This is a genomic window from Mycolicibacterium madagascariense (assembly GCF_010729665.1).
GTDB classification, from domain to species: Bacteria; Actinomycetota; Actinomycetes; order Mycobacteriales; family Mycobacteriaceae; genus Mycobacterium; species Mycobacterium madagascariense.
The window spans coordinates 2,404,429-2,421,507 of sequence record NZ_AP022610.1; the positions used below are offsets into that span (position 1 = coordinate 2,404,429).

Annotated in this window: 20 protein-coding genes; 13 read left to right on the forward strand and 7 right to left on the reverse strand. The window is 70.0% G+C overall.

What is annotated here, in order from left to right:
* Window positions 1-7 precede the first annotated feature (7 nt).
* The 3 genes from clgR (at window position 8) to pspM (ending at window position 2,103) form a co-directional block, all read left to right on the forward strand.
* Window positions 8-343, forward strand: coding sequence for a transcriptional regulator ClgR (gene clgR, locus G6N60_RS11440; RefSeq protein WP_163736772.1), 336 nt, complete (start codon window positions 8-10; stop codon window positions 341-343).
* A 113-nt stretch (window positions 344-456) separates the two neighbouring features.
* Window positions 457-1,269: a phage shock protein PspA gene (gene pspA, locus G6N60_RS11445; protein WP_163736775.1), complete on the forward strand. Its 813-nt coding sequence runs from the start codon at window positions 457-459 to the stop codon at window positions 1,267-1,269.
* Between the two features lie 21 nt (window positions 1,270-1,290).
* Window positions 1,291-2,103, forward strand: a complete 813-nt coding sequence (pspM, locus tag G6N60_RS11450; protein ID WP_163736778.1) for a phage shock envelope stress response protein PspM — start codon at window positions 1,291-1,293, stop codon at window positions 2,101-2,103.
* A gap of 3 nt (window positions 2,104-2,106) precedes the next feature.
* On the opposite strand, the gene G6N60_RS11455 is transcribed toward pspM, so the two are convergent.
* Both G6N60_RS11455 and G6N60_RS11460 read right to left on the reverse strand, forming a co-directional pair.
* Entirely contained in the window at window positions 2,107-2,523 is a 417-nt protein-coding gene (locus G6N60_RS11455) for a DUF5313 domain-containing protein (protein ID WP_163736781.1), read from the reverse strand.
* Window positions 2,520-2,957: a limonene-1,2-epoxide hydrolase family protein gene (locus tag G6N60_RS11460; RefSeq protein ID WP_163736784.1), complete on the reverse strand. Its 438-nt coding sequence runs from the start codon at window positions 2,955-2,957 to the stop codon at window positions 2,520-2,522. The genes G6N60_RS11455 and G6N60_RS11460 overlap by 4 nt, the downstream gene beginning before the upstream one ends.
* Before the next feature lie 95 nt (window positions 2,958-3,052).
* Here G6N60_RS11460 and G6N60_RS11465 point away from each other — a divergent pair, with 95 nt between their 5' ends.
* The 4 genes from G6N60_RS11465 (at window position 3,053) to recX (ending at window position 6,179) form a co-directional block, all read left to right on the forward strand.
* Complete coding sequence (locus G6N60_RS11465; protein ID WP_163736788.1) at window positions 3,053-4,225, forward strand: glycosyltransferase; 1,173 nt, start codon at window positions 3,053-3,055, stop codon at window positions 4,223-4,225.
* 9 nt (window positions 4,226-4,234) lie between these two features.
* Window positions 4,235-4,429 carry a DUF3046 domain-containing protein gene (locus G6N60_RS11470; RefSeq protein ID WP_163736791.1) on the forward strand — a complete coding sequence of 65 codons (195 nt, stop codon included), beginning with the start codon at window positions 4,235-4,237 and terminating at the stop codon, window positions 4,427-4,429.
* A 180-nt stretch (window positions 4,430-4,609) separates the two neighbouring features.
* A complete protein-coding gene (gene recA, locus G6N60_RS11475; RefSeq protein ID WP_163736793.1) occupies window positions 4,610-5,659 on the forward strand; it encodes a recombinase RecA in 1,050 nt (349 codons plus the stop codon).
* Window positions 5,625-6,179 carry a recombination regulator RecX gene (gene recX / locus G6N60_RS11480; protein WP_163743814.1) on the forward strand — a complete coding sequence of 185 codons (555 nt, stop codon included), beginning with the start codon at window positions 5,625-5,627 and terminating at the stop codon, window positions 6,177-6,179. The genes recA and recX overlap by 35 nt, the downstream gene beginning before the upstream one ends.
* Before the next feature lie 3 nt (window positions 6,180-6,182).
* Here recX and G6N60_RS11485 read toward each other — a convergent pair whose 3' ends face one another.
* From G6N60_RS11485 to G6N60_RS11500, 4 genes are read right to left on the reverse strand one after another with little or no spacing between them, the layout of a single operon-like run.
* The gene (locus G6N60_RS11485; RefSeq protein ID WP_163736795.1) at window positions 6,183-7,073 is read right to left on the reverse strand and encodes an amino acid ABC transporter permease; all 891 of its coding nucleotides are present in this window, start codon (window positions 7,071-7,073) and stop codon (window positions 6,183-6,185) included.
* Window positions 7,070-7,753, reverse strand: a complete 684-nt coding sequence (locus G6N60_RS11490; protein WP_163736798.1) for an amino acid ABC transporter permease — start codon at window positions 7,751-7,753, stop codon at window positions 7,070-7,072. Before G6N60_RS11490 ends, G6N60_RS11485 begins: the two co-directional genes overlap by 4 nt.
* 24 nt (window positions 7,754-7,777) lie before the next feature.
* A complete protein-coding gene (locus G6N60_RS11495) occupies window positions 7,778-8,593 on the reverse strand; it encodes a glutamate ABC transporter substrate-binding protein (protein ID WP_163736801.1) in 816 nt (271 codons plus the stop codon).
* A 23-nt stretch (window positions 8,594-8,616) separates the two neighbouring features.
* Window positions 8,617-9,345, reverse strand: coding sequence for an amino acid ABC transporter ATP-binding protein (locus G6N60_RS11500; RefSeq protein ID WP_163743816.1), 729 nt, complete (start codon window positions 9,343-9,345; stop codon window positions 8,617-8,619).
* A gap of 148 nt (window positions 9,346-9,493) precedes the next feature.
* Between G6N60_RS11500 and miaB the strand changes: the two genes are divergently transcribed.
* Both miaB and G6N60_RS11510 read left to right on the forward strand, forming a co-directional pair.
* Entirely contained in the window at window positions 9,494-11,014 is a 1,521-nt protein-coding gene (gene miaB / locus G6N60_RS11505) for a tRNA (N6-isopentenyl adenosine(37)-C2)-methylthiotransferase MiaB (RefSeq protein ID WP_179969782.1), read from the forward strand.
* Window positions 11,011-11,592: an Rv2732c family membrane protein gene (locus tag G6N60_RS11510; protein ID WP_179969679.1), complete on the forward strand. Its 582-nt coding sequence runs from the start codon at window positions 11,011-11,013 to the stop codon at window positions 11,590-11,592. The genes miaB and G6N60_RS11510 overlap by 4 nt, the downstream gene beginning before the upstream one ends.
* On the opposite strand, the gene G6N60_RS11515 is transcribed toward G6N60_RS11510, so the two are convergent.
* Window positions 11,589-12,908, reverse strand: coding sequence for a DUF349 domain-containing protein (locus tag G6N60_RS11515; RefSeq protein ID WP_163736811.1), 1,320 nt, complete (start codon window positions 12,906-12,908; stop codon window positions 11,589-11,591). The two genes, G6N60_RS11510 and G6N60_RS11515, sit on opposite strands and share 4 nt — an antisense overlap.
* Before the next feature lie 182 nt (window positions 12,909-13,090).
* Here G6N60_RS11515 and G6N60_RS11520 point away from each other — a divergent pair, with 182 nt between their 5' ends.
* Genes G6N60_RS11520 through hflX form a run of 4 tightly spaced genes read left to right on the forward strand, consistent with a single transcriptional unit; the run spans window position 13,091 to window position 17,012 of the window.
* A complete protein-coding gene (locus G6N60_RS11520; RefSeq protein WP_163736814.1) occupies window positions 13,091-13,774 on the forward strand; it encodes a class III extradiol ring-cleavage dioxygenase family protein in 684 nt (227 codons plus the stop codon).
* A 2-nt stretch (window positions 13,775-13,776) separates the two neighbouring features.
* Complete coding sequence (gene miaA, locus G6N60_RS11525; RefSeq protein WP_163736817.1) at window positions 13,777-14,691, forward strand: tRNA (adenosine(37)-N6)-dimethylallyltransferase MiaA; 915 nt, start codon at window positions 13,777-13,779, stop codon at window positions 14,689-14,691.
* 4 nt (window positions 14,692-14,695) lie between these two features.
* Window positions 14,696-15,565 (forward strand): diaminopimelate epimerase, encoded by an 870-nt coding sequence (gene dapF / locus G6N60_RS11530; protein ID WP_163736820.1) that lies wholly within the window; start codon window positions 14,696-14,698, stop codon window positions 15,563-15,565.
* Window positions 15,566-15,614: 49 nt separating this feature from the next.
* Complete coding sequence (gene hflX / locus G6N60_RS11535) at window positions 15,615-17,012, forward strand: GTPase HflX (protein ID WP_163736823.1); 1,398 nt, start codon at window positions 15,615-15,617, stop codon at window positions 17,010-17,012.
* Window positions 17,013-17,079 lie beyond the last annotated feature (67 nt).

Below are 17,079 nucleotides of genomic sequence, written 5' to 3' on the forward strand. Positions count from 1 at the left end.
GACCGCGATGACGACACTGCTTCGCGAAGTGATTGGCGACGTGCTGCGTCAGGCGCGGCAATCGCAGGGCCGCACGCTGCGAGAGGTGTCCGACGGCGCGCGGGTGAGCCTCGGCTACCTCTCGGAGGTGGAGCGCGGCCGCAAGGAAGCCTCCAGCGAGCTGCTGAGCGCCATCTGCGGCGCCCTGGAGGTGCCGCTGTCGCGGGTCCTCTCCGACGCCGGCGAAAGCATGGAGCGCCTCGAGCAGGCCGCGCCGCGGCCGGTCGGGCCCGCCAGCACGTCGAACATCGATCTCTCCACCCGGGTCGTCATCCCGCACACCGTCTCCATGGCCGTGGCCTGACGATTCGTCGGTGCGCGGGGGTGTGGCATTCCGCACGCAACCGATAGGTTGGCGGAAGGCGACGCACACCTGGCTGACAGCCCTGTTACCCAACACGAAGGCGGAAAGAACCGATGGCCAATCCGTTCACCAAGGGGTGGAAATACCTCATGGCGCTGTTCAGCTCGAAGGTCGATCAGTACGCCGACCCCAAGGTCCAGATTCAGCAGGCGATCGAAGAGGCCCAGCGTCAGCACCAGGGGCTGACCCAGCAGGCCGCGTCGGTGATCGGCAATCAGCGTCAGCTGGAGATGCGGCTGAACCGGCAGCTGGCGGACATCGAGAAGCTGCAGGTCAACGTGCGCCAAGCGCTCACGCTGGCCGACCAGGCCACCGCGTCGGGGGACGCGGCCAAGGCCACCGAGTACACCAACGCCGCCGAGGCGTTCGCGGCCCAGCTCGTCACGGCCGAGCAGAGCGTCGAGGATCTCAAGACCCTGCACGACCAGGCGCTGCAGGCGGCCGGGCAGGCGAAGAAGGCCGTCGAGCAGAACTCGATGGTGCTGCAGCAGAAGATCGCCGAACGCAGCAAGCTGCTCAGCCAGCTCGAACAGGCCAAGATGCAGGAGCAGGTCAGCGCGTCGCTGCAGTCGATGAGCCAGATTGCCGCCCCGGGCAACACGCCCAGCCTCGACGAGGTCAGGGACAAGATCGAGCGTCGCTACGCCAACGCGATGGGCTCCGCCGAGCTCGCCCAGAACTCGGTCCAGGGACGCATGATGGAGATCCAGCAGGCCAGCGTGCAGATGGCCGGGCACTCGCGCCTGGAGCAGATCCGGGCGTCGATGAACGGTGAGGCCCTGCCGTCGGGCGGGTCGGCTGCCACACCGGCCACCCCGGCGGTCAACCCTCCGGCGGCGAGCCCGGAAAACCCACTCGCACAATAGCTTTCGACGTCAGGGAGGGCCATGGCAGCGACGGGACGCCAGGAGGCGTGGCGCACGCTGGTGCAGCGTGGCGTCGACACCGCGGCCGAGTTCTCCGACGTGCTAGCCCAGCGTCTGGGCGCCGCGGCGGATCCGCGGGCGAAGCTCCTGCGCAAACGTCGGTGGGCGTTGCGGGCGGCGCTGTTCTTCACGTTCTCCACCGGGTTGTGGATCGCGATCACCGCGGTCCTGGCCTCCTGGGCCGTCATCCCCGCGTGGGTGCTGCCGATACCCGCATCGATCGCCGTCGGCGCGGCGTTCCTGGCGACGCTGGCCGTCCTTCGCTACCGCTGGCTCAAGCGAGAGCCGCTACCCGCCGAACGCGGATCGCGGCGCCTGCCGCCCTGGGGCTCGGCGGCGCGCCCACCGATGGCGGCGCTGGCGTCCGCCGAACGTGGGCTGTTCTCGCTGCTCGGCGTCATGGAGCGCGGTCGGATGCTGCCTGCCGAGGAGCTGCGTGACGTCGTCGACGCGGCGCAGCGCACCGCTGCGACCCTGAAGGCGACCGCCCACGAGGTCGTCTCCCTCGAGCGGGCCGCCACCGCGGCCCCGCAGTCGCGGGTGCACCTCGCGCCGACGATCACGGCATTCGTCGGCCAGCTCGACGCCGGAGTGCGCCAGTACGACGAGATGGTCCAGGCCGCAGCACAATTGGTGTCAGCCGCCAACTCCGGCTCGATGTCGAGTTCACCCATGTCCACGCAGCGCTACCGGCACGAGCTGGGCACCGCGACGGACCGCCTGGTGGGCTGGGCGCAGGCGTTCGACGAGCTCGGCCACGTGCGCGGCGCCTGACCGTCAGACGTCGTGGCTGCTCGGCGGCCCCGAGCGCGGCCCGTACTTCTCGATGTAGGCGTCGTGGACGTGGGCGTTGCGCCGCCGCGCCTCGTAATCGACGAGGCTCGGGTCCAGACCGTGTTTGCGCAGCATGTGCCGCCGCCACACCTTGTTCAGCGCGTGGGAGAAGAACACGAACGGGATGAGGATCGGGAGCGTCGTCGACAGGTGCAGGTACAGCGACATCGGAATGATCCAGAACGGCAACATGATCAGCACCGCGGGGATGAAGACGCGCACCATCATGCGGACGGTGGCGCCCGGTCCGGCCAGATCGTCGGCGACCCACTGGCGCATCGACGACGGCAACCGTTTGCCGTAGCAGTAGCCGACGTACTGCAGCAGGTTGGGCCTGGTGCGGGTCGAGCCGTCGGTCACAGCGTCGGGCGCAAGGACGGGACCGCGACTCCCGCCAATCCGCGGACCGTGGCCTTGAGCATGTCGAGGAAGTCGAAGTAGTCGCGCCACAGCGTGATTCGCCCGTCGTGCACCTCGAACACGCCGCACACCCAGAACTGCAGGCGCAGGGCCTTGAAGACCAGCACGTCGGTCCGCTCGGTCAGCACCGCGGTGCCCTCGGAGGCGATGCGGTGGAACTTGACCTCGAACCCGGCTTTGCCCTCGCCGCTGCGCAGCAGCTTCATGATGCGCTGGCGCCCGGTGATGGTGGGCAGCCCGACGTTCTGCCACCTGGCGTCGTCGGCGAGCAGGGCGTCCGCGGCAGCGAAGTCCTCGTTCTGCACGGCGAACAGGAATCGCTCGACGATGGCCTTGTTGTCGAGCGCGGGGACGACGGAGGCGTTGTCAGTCATGGCCCCACAGTAGTTGTCCGAGGCCGGTTGCTCGACGTCCGTTGCGCGATCCGGCGCCCGGTCCCACCCCGGGATCGCTGTGGCAGGGTGGGGCGATGCGCGTGGCGGTGGTGGCTGGCCCCGATCCCGGACACGCGTTCCCCGCGATCGCGCTGTGCCTGAAGTTCCTGGCCGCGGGGGATGCGCCGACGCTGCTGACCGGTGCGCAATGGTTGGCGACGGCCAGGGCGGCCGGGATCGACGCGAGCGAGCTCGCCGGTCTGGATCCCGTCGACGGCGACGACGACGCGGACGCCGGGGCCAAGATGCACCGGCGGGCCGCCCGCATGGCCGCGTCCAACGTCGCTCAGCTGGGGGAGCTGGCGCCCGACCTGGTGGTGTCCGACGTGATCACCGCCGCGGGCGGGCTGGCCGCCGAACTGTTGGGGCTGCCCTGGGTCGAGCTGGACCCGCACCCGCTCTACGACCCGTCCAGCGGTCTGCCGCCGGTCGGATCGGGGCTGGCGCCCGGCGTCGGGGTGCGCGGGCGGGCGCGCGACACCCTGTTGCGGGCGCTGACGGCGCGCTCGGTGCGGAAGGGGTTGCGGCAGCGGGCGCAGGCCCGCGTCGGGATCGGTCTGCCGCGCTCGGGCCCCGGTCCGCGGCGTCGCCTGATCGCCACGCTGCCCGCGCTGGAGGTCGCGCGCCCCGACTGGCCGGCGGGCGCGGTGATCGTCGGCCCGCTGCACTTCGAGCCGACGGCGACCGTGCTCGACGTCCCCGAGGGCGCCGGGCCGGTCGTGGTCGTCGCGCCGTCGACGGCGGTCACCGGCGCCACCGGCCTCGCCGAGGTGGCGCTCGAGTCGCTCGTCCCGGGTCGCACGCTGCCCGCGGGCGCGCGGGTGGTGGTCTCGCGGTTGGACGGGTCGTCCGCGCCGGTGCCGCCGTGGGCCGTCGTCGGCCTGGGGCGCCAGGACCACCTGCTCGCCCACGCCGACCTGGTGATCTGCGGTGGGGGCCACGGGATGGTGGCCAAGACGTTGCTCGCCGGCGTGCCGATGGTGATCGTGCCGGGCGGGGGAGACCAGTGGGAGATCGCCAATCGCGTTGTGCGACAAGGCAGTGCGCGCCTGATCAGACCGCTCACGCCCGACGCGCTGACGACCGCGGTGGCCGACGTGCTGGCCTCGCCCGAGTACCGCGACGCAGCGCGGCGCGCCCGCGACGGCATCGAGTCCGTCGTTGATCCGGTACGGGTGTGCCACGACGCCGTGGCGTCGCCTCGGTAGGTTGGTGGCGTGCGGCTGACGGAATTCCACGAACTCGTCGCGGGACAGTTCGGTGAGATGCGGGGAGCGTCCCTGCTCGTCGATCACGTGCTCACCAGCCTCGGCGGTCGCACCGGGGCCCAGGCCATCGAGGCGGGGGTCGACCCACGCGAGGTGTGGCGCGCCCTGTGCGCCGACTTCGACGTGCCGCGCGATCAGTGGTGAGAGTCCCCTGCTGAGAATCCCCCGGCGTGTCCGCTTGTATCGAACACGTGTTCGTCTACTGTGGGTGGTGTTCGACGGGAAACCACCGGTCAGGCCGACTTGTCGGTACCGACCTCTACCGTCACCGGCAACTGATCGAACACCTCGATCAACGGACACCCCACGAGGACGGAGACCACCATGGCGCAAGCCCCAGATCGCGAGAAGGCCCTCGAGCTAGCCCTCGCTCAGATCGAGAAGAGTCACGGCAAGGGTTCGGTGATGCGGCTCGGCGAAGACGTGCGCCAGCCGATCTCGGTGATTCCCACCGGGTCCATCGCCCTGGACGTGGCGCTCGGCATCGGCGGACTGCCGCGGGGCCGGGTCATCGAGATCTACGGACCGGAGTCCTCGGGCAAGACCACCGTCGCGCTGCACGCGGTGGCCAATGCGCAGGCCGCGGGCGGCATCGCGGCCTTCATCGACGCCGAGCACGCGCTCGACCCCGACTACGCCAAGAAGCTCGGGGTGGACACCGATTCACTGCTGGTGTCCCAGCCGGACACCGGTGAGCAGGCACTCGAGATCGCCGACATGCTGATTCGGTCCGGCGCGCTGGACATCCTGGTCATCGACTCGGTGGCCGCGCTGGTGCCCCGCGCCGAGATCGAGGGCGAGATGGGTGACAGCCACGTCGGTCTGCAGGCTCGTCTGATGAGCCAGGCGCTGCGCAAGATCACCGGCGCTCTGAGCAACTCGAACACCACCGCGATCTTCATCAACCAGCTGCGCGAGAAGATCGGCGTCATGTTCGGCTCGCCCGAAACCACCACGGGCGGTAAGGCATTGAAGTTCTACGCATCGGTTCGCCTCGACGTGCGACGCATCGAGACGCTGAAGGACGGTACCGACGCCGTCGGCAACCGGACCCGGTGCAAGATCGTCAAGAACAAGATGGCCCCGCCGTTCAAGCAGGCCGAGTTCGACATCCTCTACGGCAAGGGCATCTCGAAGGAGGGCTCGCTCATCGACATGGGTGTCGAGCACGGCTTCGTCCGCAAGTCCGGCTCGTGGTTCACCTACGAGGGCGAACAACTGGGCCAGGGCAAGGAGAACGCGCGCAACTTCCTGCTCGAGAACCCCGAAGTGGCCGCCGAGATCGAGAAGAAGATCAAGGAAAAGCTCGGAATCGGTGCGGTGTTGACCGATGACTCCAATGACAAAGCCCTGCCAGCCCCCGTCGACTTCTGAGTCGCGCGACGAGCAGGCGCAGGATCCCCGCGTTCGTGAAGAACGCGCCCGGGATCTGTGTCTGCGCCTGCTCACCGCGCGCGCTCGCACCAGGGCTCAGCTCGCCGCTCAGCTGACCAAGCGGGGTTACCCCGACGACGTCAGCGCGCGCGTGCTGGACCGGCTCACCGACGTCGGTCTGGTCGACGATCAGGACTTCGCCGAACAGTGGGTGCGCTCCCGACACGTCACCGCGGGAAAGGGCAAGCGCGCGTTGGCAGCTGAGCTGCGCACCAAGGGTGTCGACGACGAGGTGATCGCCGAGGCCTTGGCCGATGTCGACGCCGACGCCGAGCGGGTCCGCGCCGAGCAACTCGTCGCCGACAAGCTGCGCCGGGAGCGTCTCGACGATCCCACCGACGACGTGAAGGTCACGCGGCGTCTGGTGGGCATGCTGGCCCGGCGCGGCTACTCGCAGTCGATGGCGTTCGACGTCGTCAAGGTGGCCATGGCCGGGGAGCGCGAACGTCGACGGGTCTAGTTCCTAGATCGTGCCGCCGGCCCCTGCGCCGAACGCACCCTGCGTCACGGGTGCGGGGTGCAGGGGATCGGGCCCACGCCGAGAACGTCGCAACCGACCCTCCAGCCAGGTGGCGAAGCTGCCGAGCGCGAAGTTCACGCAGATCATCAGCACGGCAATCACGATGAGTGCGGGGACGTAGTTGCCGTACGCCGACCCGACCTGCGTGCCCTGGCGCACCATCTCCACGAAGGTGATCTGGTATCCGATCGCCGTGTCCTTGAGCACCACGACCATCTGCGATACCAGCACGGGCAGCATCGACGTGACGGCTTGGGGCAGCAGGATCGCCCGCATGGACTGGCCCCACCGCAGCCCCAGCGCCTCGGCCGCCTCGGCCTGTCCGCGGGGCAGGGCGTGCACCCCGGCGCGGACGATCTCGGCGATCACGGCGCCGTTGTAGAGCGTCAGGCCCGTGATGACACCGGCCAGCGCAAGGTGTTTGGAGGGGAACAGGTCGAACGTCGCATAGAAGAAGTACGCGAAGATCATCATGACGAGCACCGGTACGGCGCGGAAGAACTCGACCACCACCGCGCACGGCCACCGCACGGCGGCCCGCTCGGACAACCGACCGACGCCGAGCAGGAACCCGAGAGCCAGCGCCAACACGATCGACACCGCCGCCGCCGTCAACGTGCCCTGCACACCCGGCAACACGTAGGTCTTCCAGAGGTTGGCGGTCAGGAACGGTTCCCACTTGGCGGCCGTCAACTGCCCCTTGGTCTGCAGCCGGGAGTACACCACCCACGCCACCGCGACCACCACGACCACCGTGATCGCGGTGATGACGCGGTTGCGCGCCCGAGCGCGCGGGCCGGGAGAGTCGAAGAGGACCGAGGCATGAGCGCTCATGACCGACCCACCGAGAGACGTCGTCCCAACCACCCGAAGACCAACCCCAGGGGCAACGTCAGAATGACGAAGCCCAGCGCGAAGATCGCTCCGACGGTGGCCAACGCGGCCGTGTTCTCGATCATCTCCTTCATCAACAGCGCCGCCTCAGCAACCCCGATGGCCGAGGCGATCGTCGTGTTCTTCGTCAAGGCGATCAGCACCGAACCCAGCGGTATTACTACCGCACGAAAAGCCTGCGGCAGCAACACGATTCGCAGGTTCTGCGCGAACGTCAGTCCCAGTGATCGGGCGGCCTCGGCCTGTCCGAGGGGCACGGTGTTGACGCCCGCCCGGACCGTCTCGCACACGAACGCGGCGGTGTACACCGTCAGTCCCAGGACGGCCAAGCGGAAGTTGCCGTCCTCGATCGACGTCCGCGACTGCGGGTCGACGAGCGTGATCCCCAGCGTCTGGGCCAGACCGAACGAGCAGAACAGGATGATCAGGGTGAGCGGGGTGTTGCGCACGACGTTGACGTAGGCGCTGCCCAGCCAGGTGAGCATCGGCACCGGCGCCAGGCGCATCGCGGCCAGCGCCGTGCCGAGGAGCAGCGCCCCGATGGCCGAGAAGACCGTCAGCTGGATGGTCGTCCAGAAGGCCTCGACGATGCGCCCCTGGTATTCCGTGAAGATCTCCACGTCAGTCGCCGCGTGCGCGCGTCGCTAGGTGGCGAGGGCCGGCGGCGCCGGCGTCGGGATGCCCGCCGGGCCGAGGTTCTTGTCGAACGCGGCCTGCCATGATCCGTCGGACTCCATCTTGGTGAGCGCGGCGCTGATCTTCTTCTGGAGGTCGGTGTCGTCCTTCTTCAGGCCGATGCCGTAGTTCTCCTGGGAGAACGGCTGTCCGACGAGCTTGAACGTCCCCGGGCTCTGCGCGGCGTACCCCGCCAGGATCACCTCGTCGGTGGTGACGGCGTCGATGGCGCCGTTCTTCAACGCCTCGATGCACGCCGAGTAGGTGTCGTACTGCTGCAGTTGCACGCCGGGGTAGGTGTCCTTGATGCGTTGTGCAGGCGTCGAACCCGACACCGAGCACAGCTTCTTGTTGTTCTGCAGCGAGTCCGCGCCGGTGATGTCGGTGTCGTCGGCCTTGACGAGCAGGCTCTGCCCGGTGACGAGATAGGGCCCGACGAAGGACACCTTCTCCTTGCGGGCGTCGGTGATGGAGTAGGTGGCGGTGATGAACGTCACCTGACCGTTCTGGATCAGCGTCTCGCGCTGGGCCGACGGCGACTCCTTCCACTCGATCTTGTCGGGGGAGTACCCGAGCTCCTTGGCGACGTAGGTGGAGACGTCGACGTCGAAGCCGCTCATGGTGCCGTCGGGATTCTTCAGCCCGAGGCCGGGCTGATCGAACTTCGTGCCGATGACGATCTTGCCGTCGTCACCGCCGGAGCCGCCGCCGCAGGCGGTGAGCGACAGTGGCAACGCGAGGGCGAGCGCCAGCACCGCGGCCACCCGGTATCGCAGAGACGTCATGAACAGTTCCTTTCGCCGAGCGTTCAGTGGTCGAGGATCTTGCCGAGGAAGTCCCTGGCGCGGTCGGATCTGGGGTTGGCGAAGAACTGCTCCGGTGGGGCGTCCTCGACGATCGCGCCGTCGGCCATGAAGACGACGCGGTGGGAGGCGCGCCGGGCGAAGCCCATCTCGTGGGTGACCACGAGCATCGTCATGCCGTCCTCCGCCAGCGAGGTCATCACGGCCAGCACCTCGTTGATCATCTCGGGATCCAGTGCGCTGGTGGGTTCGTCGAACAGCATGACCTTGGGGTTCATCGCCAACGAGCGGGCGATGGCCACGCGCTGCTGCTGACCGCCGGACAGCTGGGCGGGGTACTTGTCGGCCTGGCTGGCGATGCCGACGCGCTCGAGCAGGGTCATCGCGGCGGCGTGCGCCTCCTCCTTGGACTGCTTGCGCACCTTCATGGGCGCCAGCGTGACGTTCTCCACGATCGTCTTGTGCGCGAAGAGGTTGAAGGACTGGAACACCATGCCGACGTCCGAGCGCAGCTGGGCGAGCTTGCGTCCCTCGGTGGGCAGTTCCTCGCCGTCGATCGCGATCGTGCCGGAGTCGATGGGCTCGAGCCGGTTGATGGTCCGGCACAGCGTCGACTTGCCCGAACCGGACGGGCCGAGGACCACGACGACCTGGCCGCGCTCCACGTCGAGGTTGATGTCCTTCAGCACGTGCAGGCTGCCGAAGTGCTTGTCGACGGCCCTCATCGAGATCATCGGCACGGGTTCGGCCGAACGCGCCTGCGACGGGTCGTCCTGCATGTGCACAGACCCTACCCAGGTAACGTCCAGCTTGCTGCACCTCTGTCCCCACCAGGGTGTTTGGCCATTGCACACGCGCCCGTACCATTGGGACGTGACGTCGATGGCAACACGCGAGGTGGGAGTGGCCCACCCGTCGCGCACCTTCCAGGTCCGCACCTACGGCTGTCAGATGAACGTGCACGACTCCGAACGTCTGGCCGGGTTGCTCGAGCAGGCCGGCTACCGCCGTGCCGCCGATGGCGCCGACGCGGACGTCGTGGTGTTCAACACCTGCGCGGTGCGCGAGAACGCCGACAACAAGCTCTACGGCAACATCAGTCACCTGGTGCCCCGCAAGGAGGCCAACCCGGACATGCAGATCGCGGTCGGCGGGTGTCTGGCGCAGAAGGACCGCGACGCCGTGCTGAAGCGGGCGCCGTGGGTCGACGTCGTGTTCGGCACCCACAACATCGGATCGCTGCCGACGCTGCTGGAGCGGGCCCGGCACAACAGGGTGGCCCAGGTCGAAATCGTCGAGTCGCTGCAGGAGTTCCCGTCGACCCTGCCCGCATCGCGCGAATCTGCTTATGCCGCATGGGTTTCCATCTCGGTGGGGTGCAACAACACCTGCACGTTCTGCATCGTGCCCGCGCTGCGTGGCAAGGAGACCGACCGCAGGCCCGGCGACGTGCTCGCCGAGGTTCAGTCGCTGGTCGACCAGGGCGTCCTCGAGGTCACGCTGCTGGGCCAGAACGTGAACGCCTACGGGGTGTCGTTCGCCGACCCGAGCGAGCCCCGCGACCGGGGTGCCTTCGCCGCACTGCTGCGCGCGTGCGGGCGCATCGACGGCCTGGAGCGGGTGCGGTTCACCTCACCGCATCCCGCCGAGTTCACCGACGACGTCATCGAGGCGATGGCCGAGACGCCGAACGTGTGCCCCACCCTGCACATGCCGCTGCAGTCGGGGTCCGACCGCATCCTGAAGGCGATGCGCCGCTCCTACCGGGCCGAGCGCTACCTCGACATCATCGACCGCGTGCGCGCGGCCATCCCGCATGCGGCGATCACGACCGACCTCATCGTGGGCTTCCCCGGTGAGACCGAGGAGGACTTCGCCGCCACCCTCGACGTCGTCGAACGGGCCCGGTTCGCCAGCGCGTTCACCTTCCAGTACTCCAAGCGACCCGGCACACCCGCTGCCGAGCTCCCCGACCAGCTCGCGAAGGACGTCGTGCAAGAGCGCTACATGCGGCTCATCGAGCTGCAGGAACGAATCTCCTACGAGGAGAACCTCGCCACGATCGGCACGGTCGTCGAGGTGCTCGTCGCCACCGGGGAGGGCCGCAAGGATGCCAGCACCGCCAGGATGTCCGGGCGGGCGCGCGACGGACGGCTGGTGCACTTCGCCCCTGGCGACCGTGACGTGCGGCCCGGCGACGTCGTCACCACGACGGTGACCAGCGCCGCCCCGCACCACCTGATGGCCGACGCCGTCCTGCTCGAGCACCGCCGCACCCGGGCCGGCGACACGCACGCGGCGGGCCGCACGGTCACCACCGGCGGCCCCGCGGCGGTCGGGCTGGGCCTGCCCGGCATCGGGATGGCGCCGCTGCGCCCGGTCACGAGCGGGTGCAGCCGATGAGCCGCCGCGAACCGGACTTCGACGCGTTCAAGGGCGACATCGAGGACGCCGAGCGGCGCGTGGCCCGCGAGATCGACCCGGGCGCGCGGGCACTGGTCGTCGCCATCCTCGTCTTCGTCGTCCTCCTGTCGTTCGTGCTGCCCCATACGGGCGCGGCGCGCGGCCTCGACGTCCTCATCGGCGACGACACCGCCATCCGCGAGGCGATCGCGTTGCCGTCGCGGGTGTTCGTCTGGTTGATCCTGGTGTTCAGCGTCGGGTTCTCGATCCTCGCGCTGACCACCCGGCGCTGGGGCCTGGCATGGATCGCCTTGGCGGGCTCGGCGGTATCGTGTCCCATCGGCATGCTGGCCATCTGGTCGCGGCAGACGGTCGCGCAGCCGCACCCCGGCCCGGGCATCGGGCTGATCGCCGCGTGGATCGCCGTCATCCTGCTGGCGTTCCACTGGGCCAGGGTGGTCTGGTCGCGCACCGCTCTGCAGCTCGCCGCGGAGGAGGAACGCCGACGGCTGGCCGCCATGCAGCAGACCAAGGGTCTGCTCGACCCCGAGGACGGGCCGGACCCGACCTCCCGCTAGCGCTTCCTGCCCAACGCCTGCACGGCGGCCTCGGCCCACTCCCGCCACTGCGCGGCGCTGGCCCTGGCCTGCTCGGCGTCCTTGGTGCGACCCGCCGCCTCGGCCTTGGCCGCCTGTGCCTCGTACTGCTCGGCACGGACCCTGAATTGATCGGCCCTGGCCTGCGCCTCGGGGTCGGTGCCCGGGGTGGACGCCGCGTCGCGGACCGCCTTCTCGACGGCCTTCATCCGGCGCTCGAAGTCCGGCGCCTTCTCCCGCGGAACCTTGCCGACGGCGTCCCACTTGGCGCCGATGGTTCGCAGTGCCGCGCGCGCGGCGTCGGCGTCGGACACGTCGATCGCCTCGGCCTCGGCGAGCAGTCTCTCCTTGGCGGCCGCGTTCGCCTCGAACTCGGCGTCACGCTCGGCGTTGACGGCGTTGCGGGCCGAGAAGAACGTGTCCTGGGCCGCCTTGAACCGGCGCCACAGCGCGTCGTCGACGTCCTTGGCGGCCCTGCCGGCCGCCTTCCATTCGGTCAGCATGTCGCGGAACGTCGCGGACGTGGCGGCCCAGTCGGTCGAACCCGACAGCTGCTCGGCGCGCACGCAGAGCGCCTCCTTGGCCTGGCGGGTGCTCACCCGCTCGCGGTCGAGTTCGGCGAAGTGCGATCCGCGGCGGCGGTTGAACGTCTCGCGGGCGGCGGAGTAGCGCTTCCACAGGGCGTCGTCGGTCTTGCGGTCGAGGCCCGTGATCGTGCGCCACTCGTCGAGGATCTCGCGCAACCGGTCCCCGGCGGCCTTCCACTGGGTGGCGTTGGCCGCGATGTCCTCGGCCTCGGCGGCCAGCGCTTCCTTGCGGGCGGTCTGGGTGGCGCGGTGCTCGTCGCGCTTCTGACGCTCCGCCGCGGCATGCGAGTCGGCCTGCTCGACGATGGCGCTCAGGCGCGCCGCGAGGGTGTCGACGTCGCCGAGGACGGCGGCCGTCGGCAGCGTCTCGGCGAGGGCTGCCGCCGCGGACTTGATCTTGCGGGCGTCGCCGTTGCCCGAGGCGAGCCGGCGCTCCATGAGGGCGACCTCGGTGGCCAGGTCGTCGAACCGGCGCCCGAAGTGGGCGTAGGCGGCGTCGTGCTCGCCCGCCTGCCAGGACCCCACGACGCGTTCCCCGGCGGACGTGACGAGCCAGACGGTGCCGTCGTCGTCGACCCGGCCGAAGCGGTGCGGGTCGGCCGACGGCGGCACGACCGCCGCGGGGGTGACCCCGCCAGGTCTCGGGGTGGGGCGAGGCGGACCCGGTCGTGGTGCGGGTTTGGGTGCTCCGCTGGATTCGCTGGTCGTCATGTCCTGAAACCTCGTGCCCTCCGCGCAGACGATTCCGCGCTCCTGCCGCGCAACGCGGCGCCGATAGCGATGCTGGTGGTCCTCGTTCTTCCCCGCTATTCAAACAGGTCGGGCGAGGGAGTGCGCACGGCTTCGCACGAGCAGTCGCCCCGTCGCCGGTGACGCTGACTAGCGTGTGAGCCGTGTTGAGTGCCATCGCCCTGGTCCCGTCGGCGCCGGTCATGGTGCCCGAATTGGCCTGCGGAGCCGCACCCGAGCTGACCGATCTGACGTCGGCGGTGTCGGCCGTGGCCGCCGAACTGCCCGACCGCTGGTTCGTCGTCGGGACGGGTCCGGCCGACGACGTGATCGGGCCCGCCACCGTGGGCACGTTCGCCGGATACGGGGTCGACGTGCGAGTCGCGTTGTCGCCGAACGCCGTTGGCGCTCCCAAGGCGTTGCCCCTGAGCGCGTTGATCGCCGCGTGGGTGCGGACCACCGCGGCGCCCCGCGCCAGCGCCGAGGCCTGGGTGTACGCCGCCGACCACGGACGGGACGCCGCGCTGGCCCGCGGCCGCGCCCTGCGCGCGGAGGTCGACGCACTCTCCGAGCCCGTCGGCGTACTGGTCGTCGCCGACGGCGCCACTACGCTCACGCCCTCGGCGCCCGGCGGGTACGACCCCGACTCGATCGCCGTGCAGGCGGCGCTCGACGACGCGTTGGCCGCAGGCGACACCGAGGCGCTGACCCGGCTGCCGGATGGCATCGTCGGGCGCGTTGCCTACCAGGTGCTGGCGGGTCTGGTGGGGTCCGGGACCCGTGCGCGCGAGGCCTACCGGGGCGCGCCGTTCGGCGTCGGGTACTTCGTCGGCACGTGGAGCCCCTGAGGGTGCGCCCGATCGCCATCGTCGGCCCCACCGGCACCGGCAAGAGCGCGCTGGCGCTCGACGTCGCCGAGCGCCTGGGCGGGGAGATCGTCAACGCCGACGCCATGCAGCTGTACCGCGGGATGGACATCGGCACCGCCAAGCTGCCGTTCGACGAGCGCCGCGGCATCGCCCACCACCAGCTCGACGTCCTCGACGTCACCGAGACCGCGACGGTGGGTCGCTACCAGGGAGCCGCGGGCGACGACGTGGAGGCGATCATGGCCCGCGGCGCCGTCCCGGTCATCGTCGGCGGCTCCATGCTCTACGTGCAGTCCCTGCTCGACGGGTGGGGTTTCCCGGCGACCGATCCCGACGTGCGCGCCCGGTGGGAGGCCCGGCTCGCCGAGGTCGGCGTGGCGGCGCTGCACGCCGAGCTGGCGGACGTCGACCCCGAGGCGGCGACGGCGATCCTGCCCACCGACGGGCGGCGCATCGTGCGGGCCCTGGAGGTCGTGGAGCTGACGGGCCGCCCGTTCGCCGCCAGCGCACCCACGATCGGACCGCCGCGCTGGGACACCGTCATCGTCGGAGTGGATTGGGAGACAACCGTTCTCGATGATCGGCTGCGCCGGCGGACGGACTTGATGTTCGACGACGGCCTCGTCGACGAGGTGCGCGCACTCCAGGCCCGCGGTCTGCACGACGGCACCACGGCGTCCCGGGCCATCGGCTACGCCCAGGTGCTCGAAGCGCTGACCGCAGGGGGAGGGGCCGACGCGCTGGCCGAGGCCAGGGAGCGGACCTTCGTCGGAACCCGGCGCTACGTGCGGCGGCAACGGTCGTGGTTCCGTCGCGACCACCGCATTCGCTGGCTCGACGGGCCCGCCCCCGGAAACGCCGACGCCGTGGTCGACCTGTGGCGCGACGTATCCTGATCAGGTGATGTTCGCCAAGGGACACGGCACGGAGAACGACTTCGTCGTGCTGCCCGACGTCGAGGCCCGCCTGGCGCTGACCCCCGGGGCGGTCGCTGCGCTGTGCGACCGACGCCGCGGTCTCGGCGCCGACGGCGTCCTGCGGGTCACCACGGCCGACGCGGCACTGGCAGCCGGGGTGCTCGACCGGATTCCCGAGGGCGTGGCGGCCGACGACTGGTACATGGACTACCGCAACGCCGACGGTTCGGTCGCGCAGATGTGCGGCAACGGCGTCAGGGTCTTCGCCCACTACCTGAGGGCCAGTGGGCTCGAACGGCGCGACGAGTTCGTGGTGGGGTCGCTGGCCGGACCGCGGCCGGTCGTCTTGCACGCGGTCGACGCGACGTCGGCCGACGTCACCGTCGACATGGGCAAGGCCAACCCGTTCGGTACGGGATCGGCCGTCGTCGGCGGCCGACGCTTCGGCGGTGTCGCCGTCGACGTCGGAAATCCCCACCTCGCCTGCGTCGACGCGGCGCTGACCGACGCCGACCTGGCCGCGCTCGACGTCGCCGCGCCGGTGTCGTTCGACACCGCGCTGTTCCCCGACGGGGTCAACGTCGAGGTGCTGACCGCACCCGTCGACGGGGCCGTCACCATGCGCGTGCACGAGCGCGGCGTCGGCGAAACCCGTTCGTGCGGAACGGGAACCGTCGCAGCGGCGGTGGCGGCGCTGGGACACCTGGGCGCCCGGACGGGGGCGCTGACGGTGAGGATCCCTGGTGGCGAGGTCACCGTGACCGTGACCGATGCCACCAGCTTCCTGCGCGGACCGTCGGTATTGGTGGCGCACGGCGAGTTGGCCGACGCCTGGTGGCGCGCTCAGCAGTGAACAAATCAGATGCGCAATGGCGCCGTGAAGGGGCAACATCAGTAGTCACATGACTCATCCACGACTGCCCAGCACGGGCGAACTCGACCTCGAAGACCGCTCGGCGCTGCGCCGGGTCGCGGGCCTGTCCACCGAACTCACCGACGTCTCGGAGGTCGAGTACCGACAGCTGCGCCTGGAGCGCGTGGTGCTCGTCGGCGTGTGGACCGACGGTTCGTCCGCCGACGCCGACGCCAGCATGGCCGAGCTGGCCGCACTCGCCGAGACGGCGGGCTCGGAGGTCCTCGAAGGCATGGTGCAGCGCCGGGACAAGCCCGACGCGGGCACCTACATCGGCTCGGGCAAGGCGAAGGAACTGCGCGACATCGTGGTGGCCACCGGAGCCGACACGGTCATCTTCGACGGTGAGCTGACCCCCGGTCAGCTGAACGCGTTGGAGAAGATCGTCAAGGTCAAGGTGATCGACCGGACGGCGCTGATCCTCGACATCTTCGCCCAGCACGCCACCAGCCGCGAGGGCAAGGCGCAGGTCTCCTTCGCGCAGATGGAGTACATGCTGCCGAGGCTGCGCGGCTGGGGCGAGTCGATGTCGCGACAGGGTGGCGGCGCGGGCGGCAGCGGTGGCGGCGTGGGTACCCGCGGGCCCGGTGAGACGAAGATCGAGACCGACCGGCGACGCATTCGCGAGCGAATGTCCAAGCTGCGCCGCGAGATCAAGGACATGAAGAAGATCCGCGACACCCAGCGGGGCCGTCGGCTGCAGAGCGACGTGGCGTCCGTTGCGATCGTCGGCTACACCAACGCCGGCAAGTCCAGCCTGCTCAACGCGCTCACCGGCGCGGGGGTCCTCGTCGAGAACGCACTGTTCGCCACACTCGAACCCACCACGCGCCGTGGACAATTCGTCGATGGCCGGCCCTTCGTGCTGACCGACACCGTCGGTTTCGTCCGGCATCTGCCGACGCAGTTGGTCGAGGCCTTCCGCTCGACGCTCGAGGAGGTCGTCGACGCCGACCTGCTGGTGCACGTCATCGACGGCAGCGACGCCACGCCGCTGGCACAGGTCAACGCCGTGCGTCAGGTCATCAACGACGTGGTCCGGGAATACGACGTCGCCGCACCACCGGAGTTGTTGGTGGTCAACAAGACCGACGCCGCCACGGGCCTCGGCCTGGCCCAGTTGCGGCGAGCCCTGCCCGATGCGGTGTTCGTCTCGGCGCGCACCGGCGACGGTCTCGACCGGCTGCGCAGCCGGATGGCCGAGCTGGTCGAACCGACCGACCGCAGCGTCGACGTCACCATTCCCTACGGCCGCGGCGAACTGATCGCCCGCATGCACGCCGAGGGTCGCGTCGACGTCACCGAGCACACCGAGACCGGCACGCGGATCAAGGGTCGGGTGCCCGCCGCACTCGCCGCCAGCCTCGCCGAGTTCGTCACGTTCTGACCGGCGACGGCGGGAACGGCGAAGGAGTGCGGTAGACTTCGAGTCAATGCTGGTGTCGCTCTGCGCC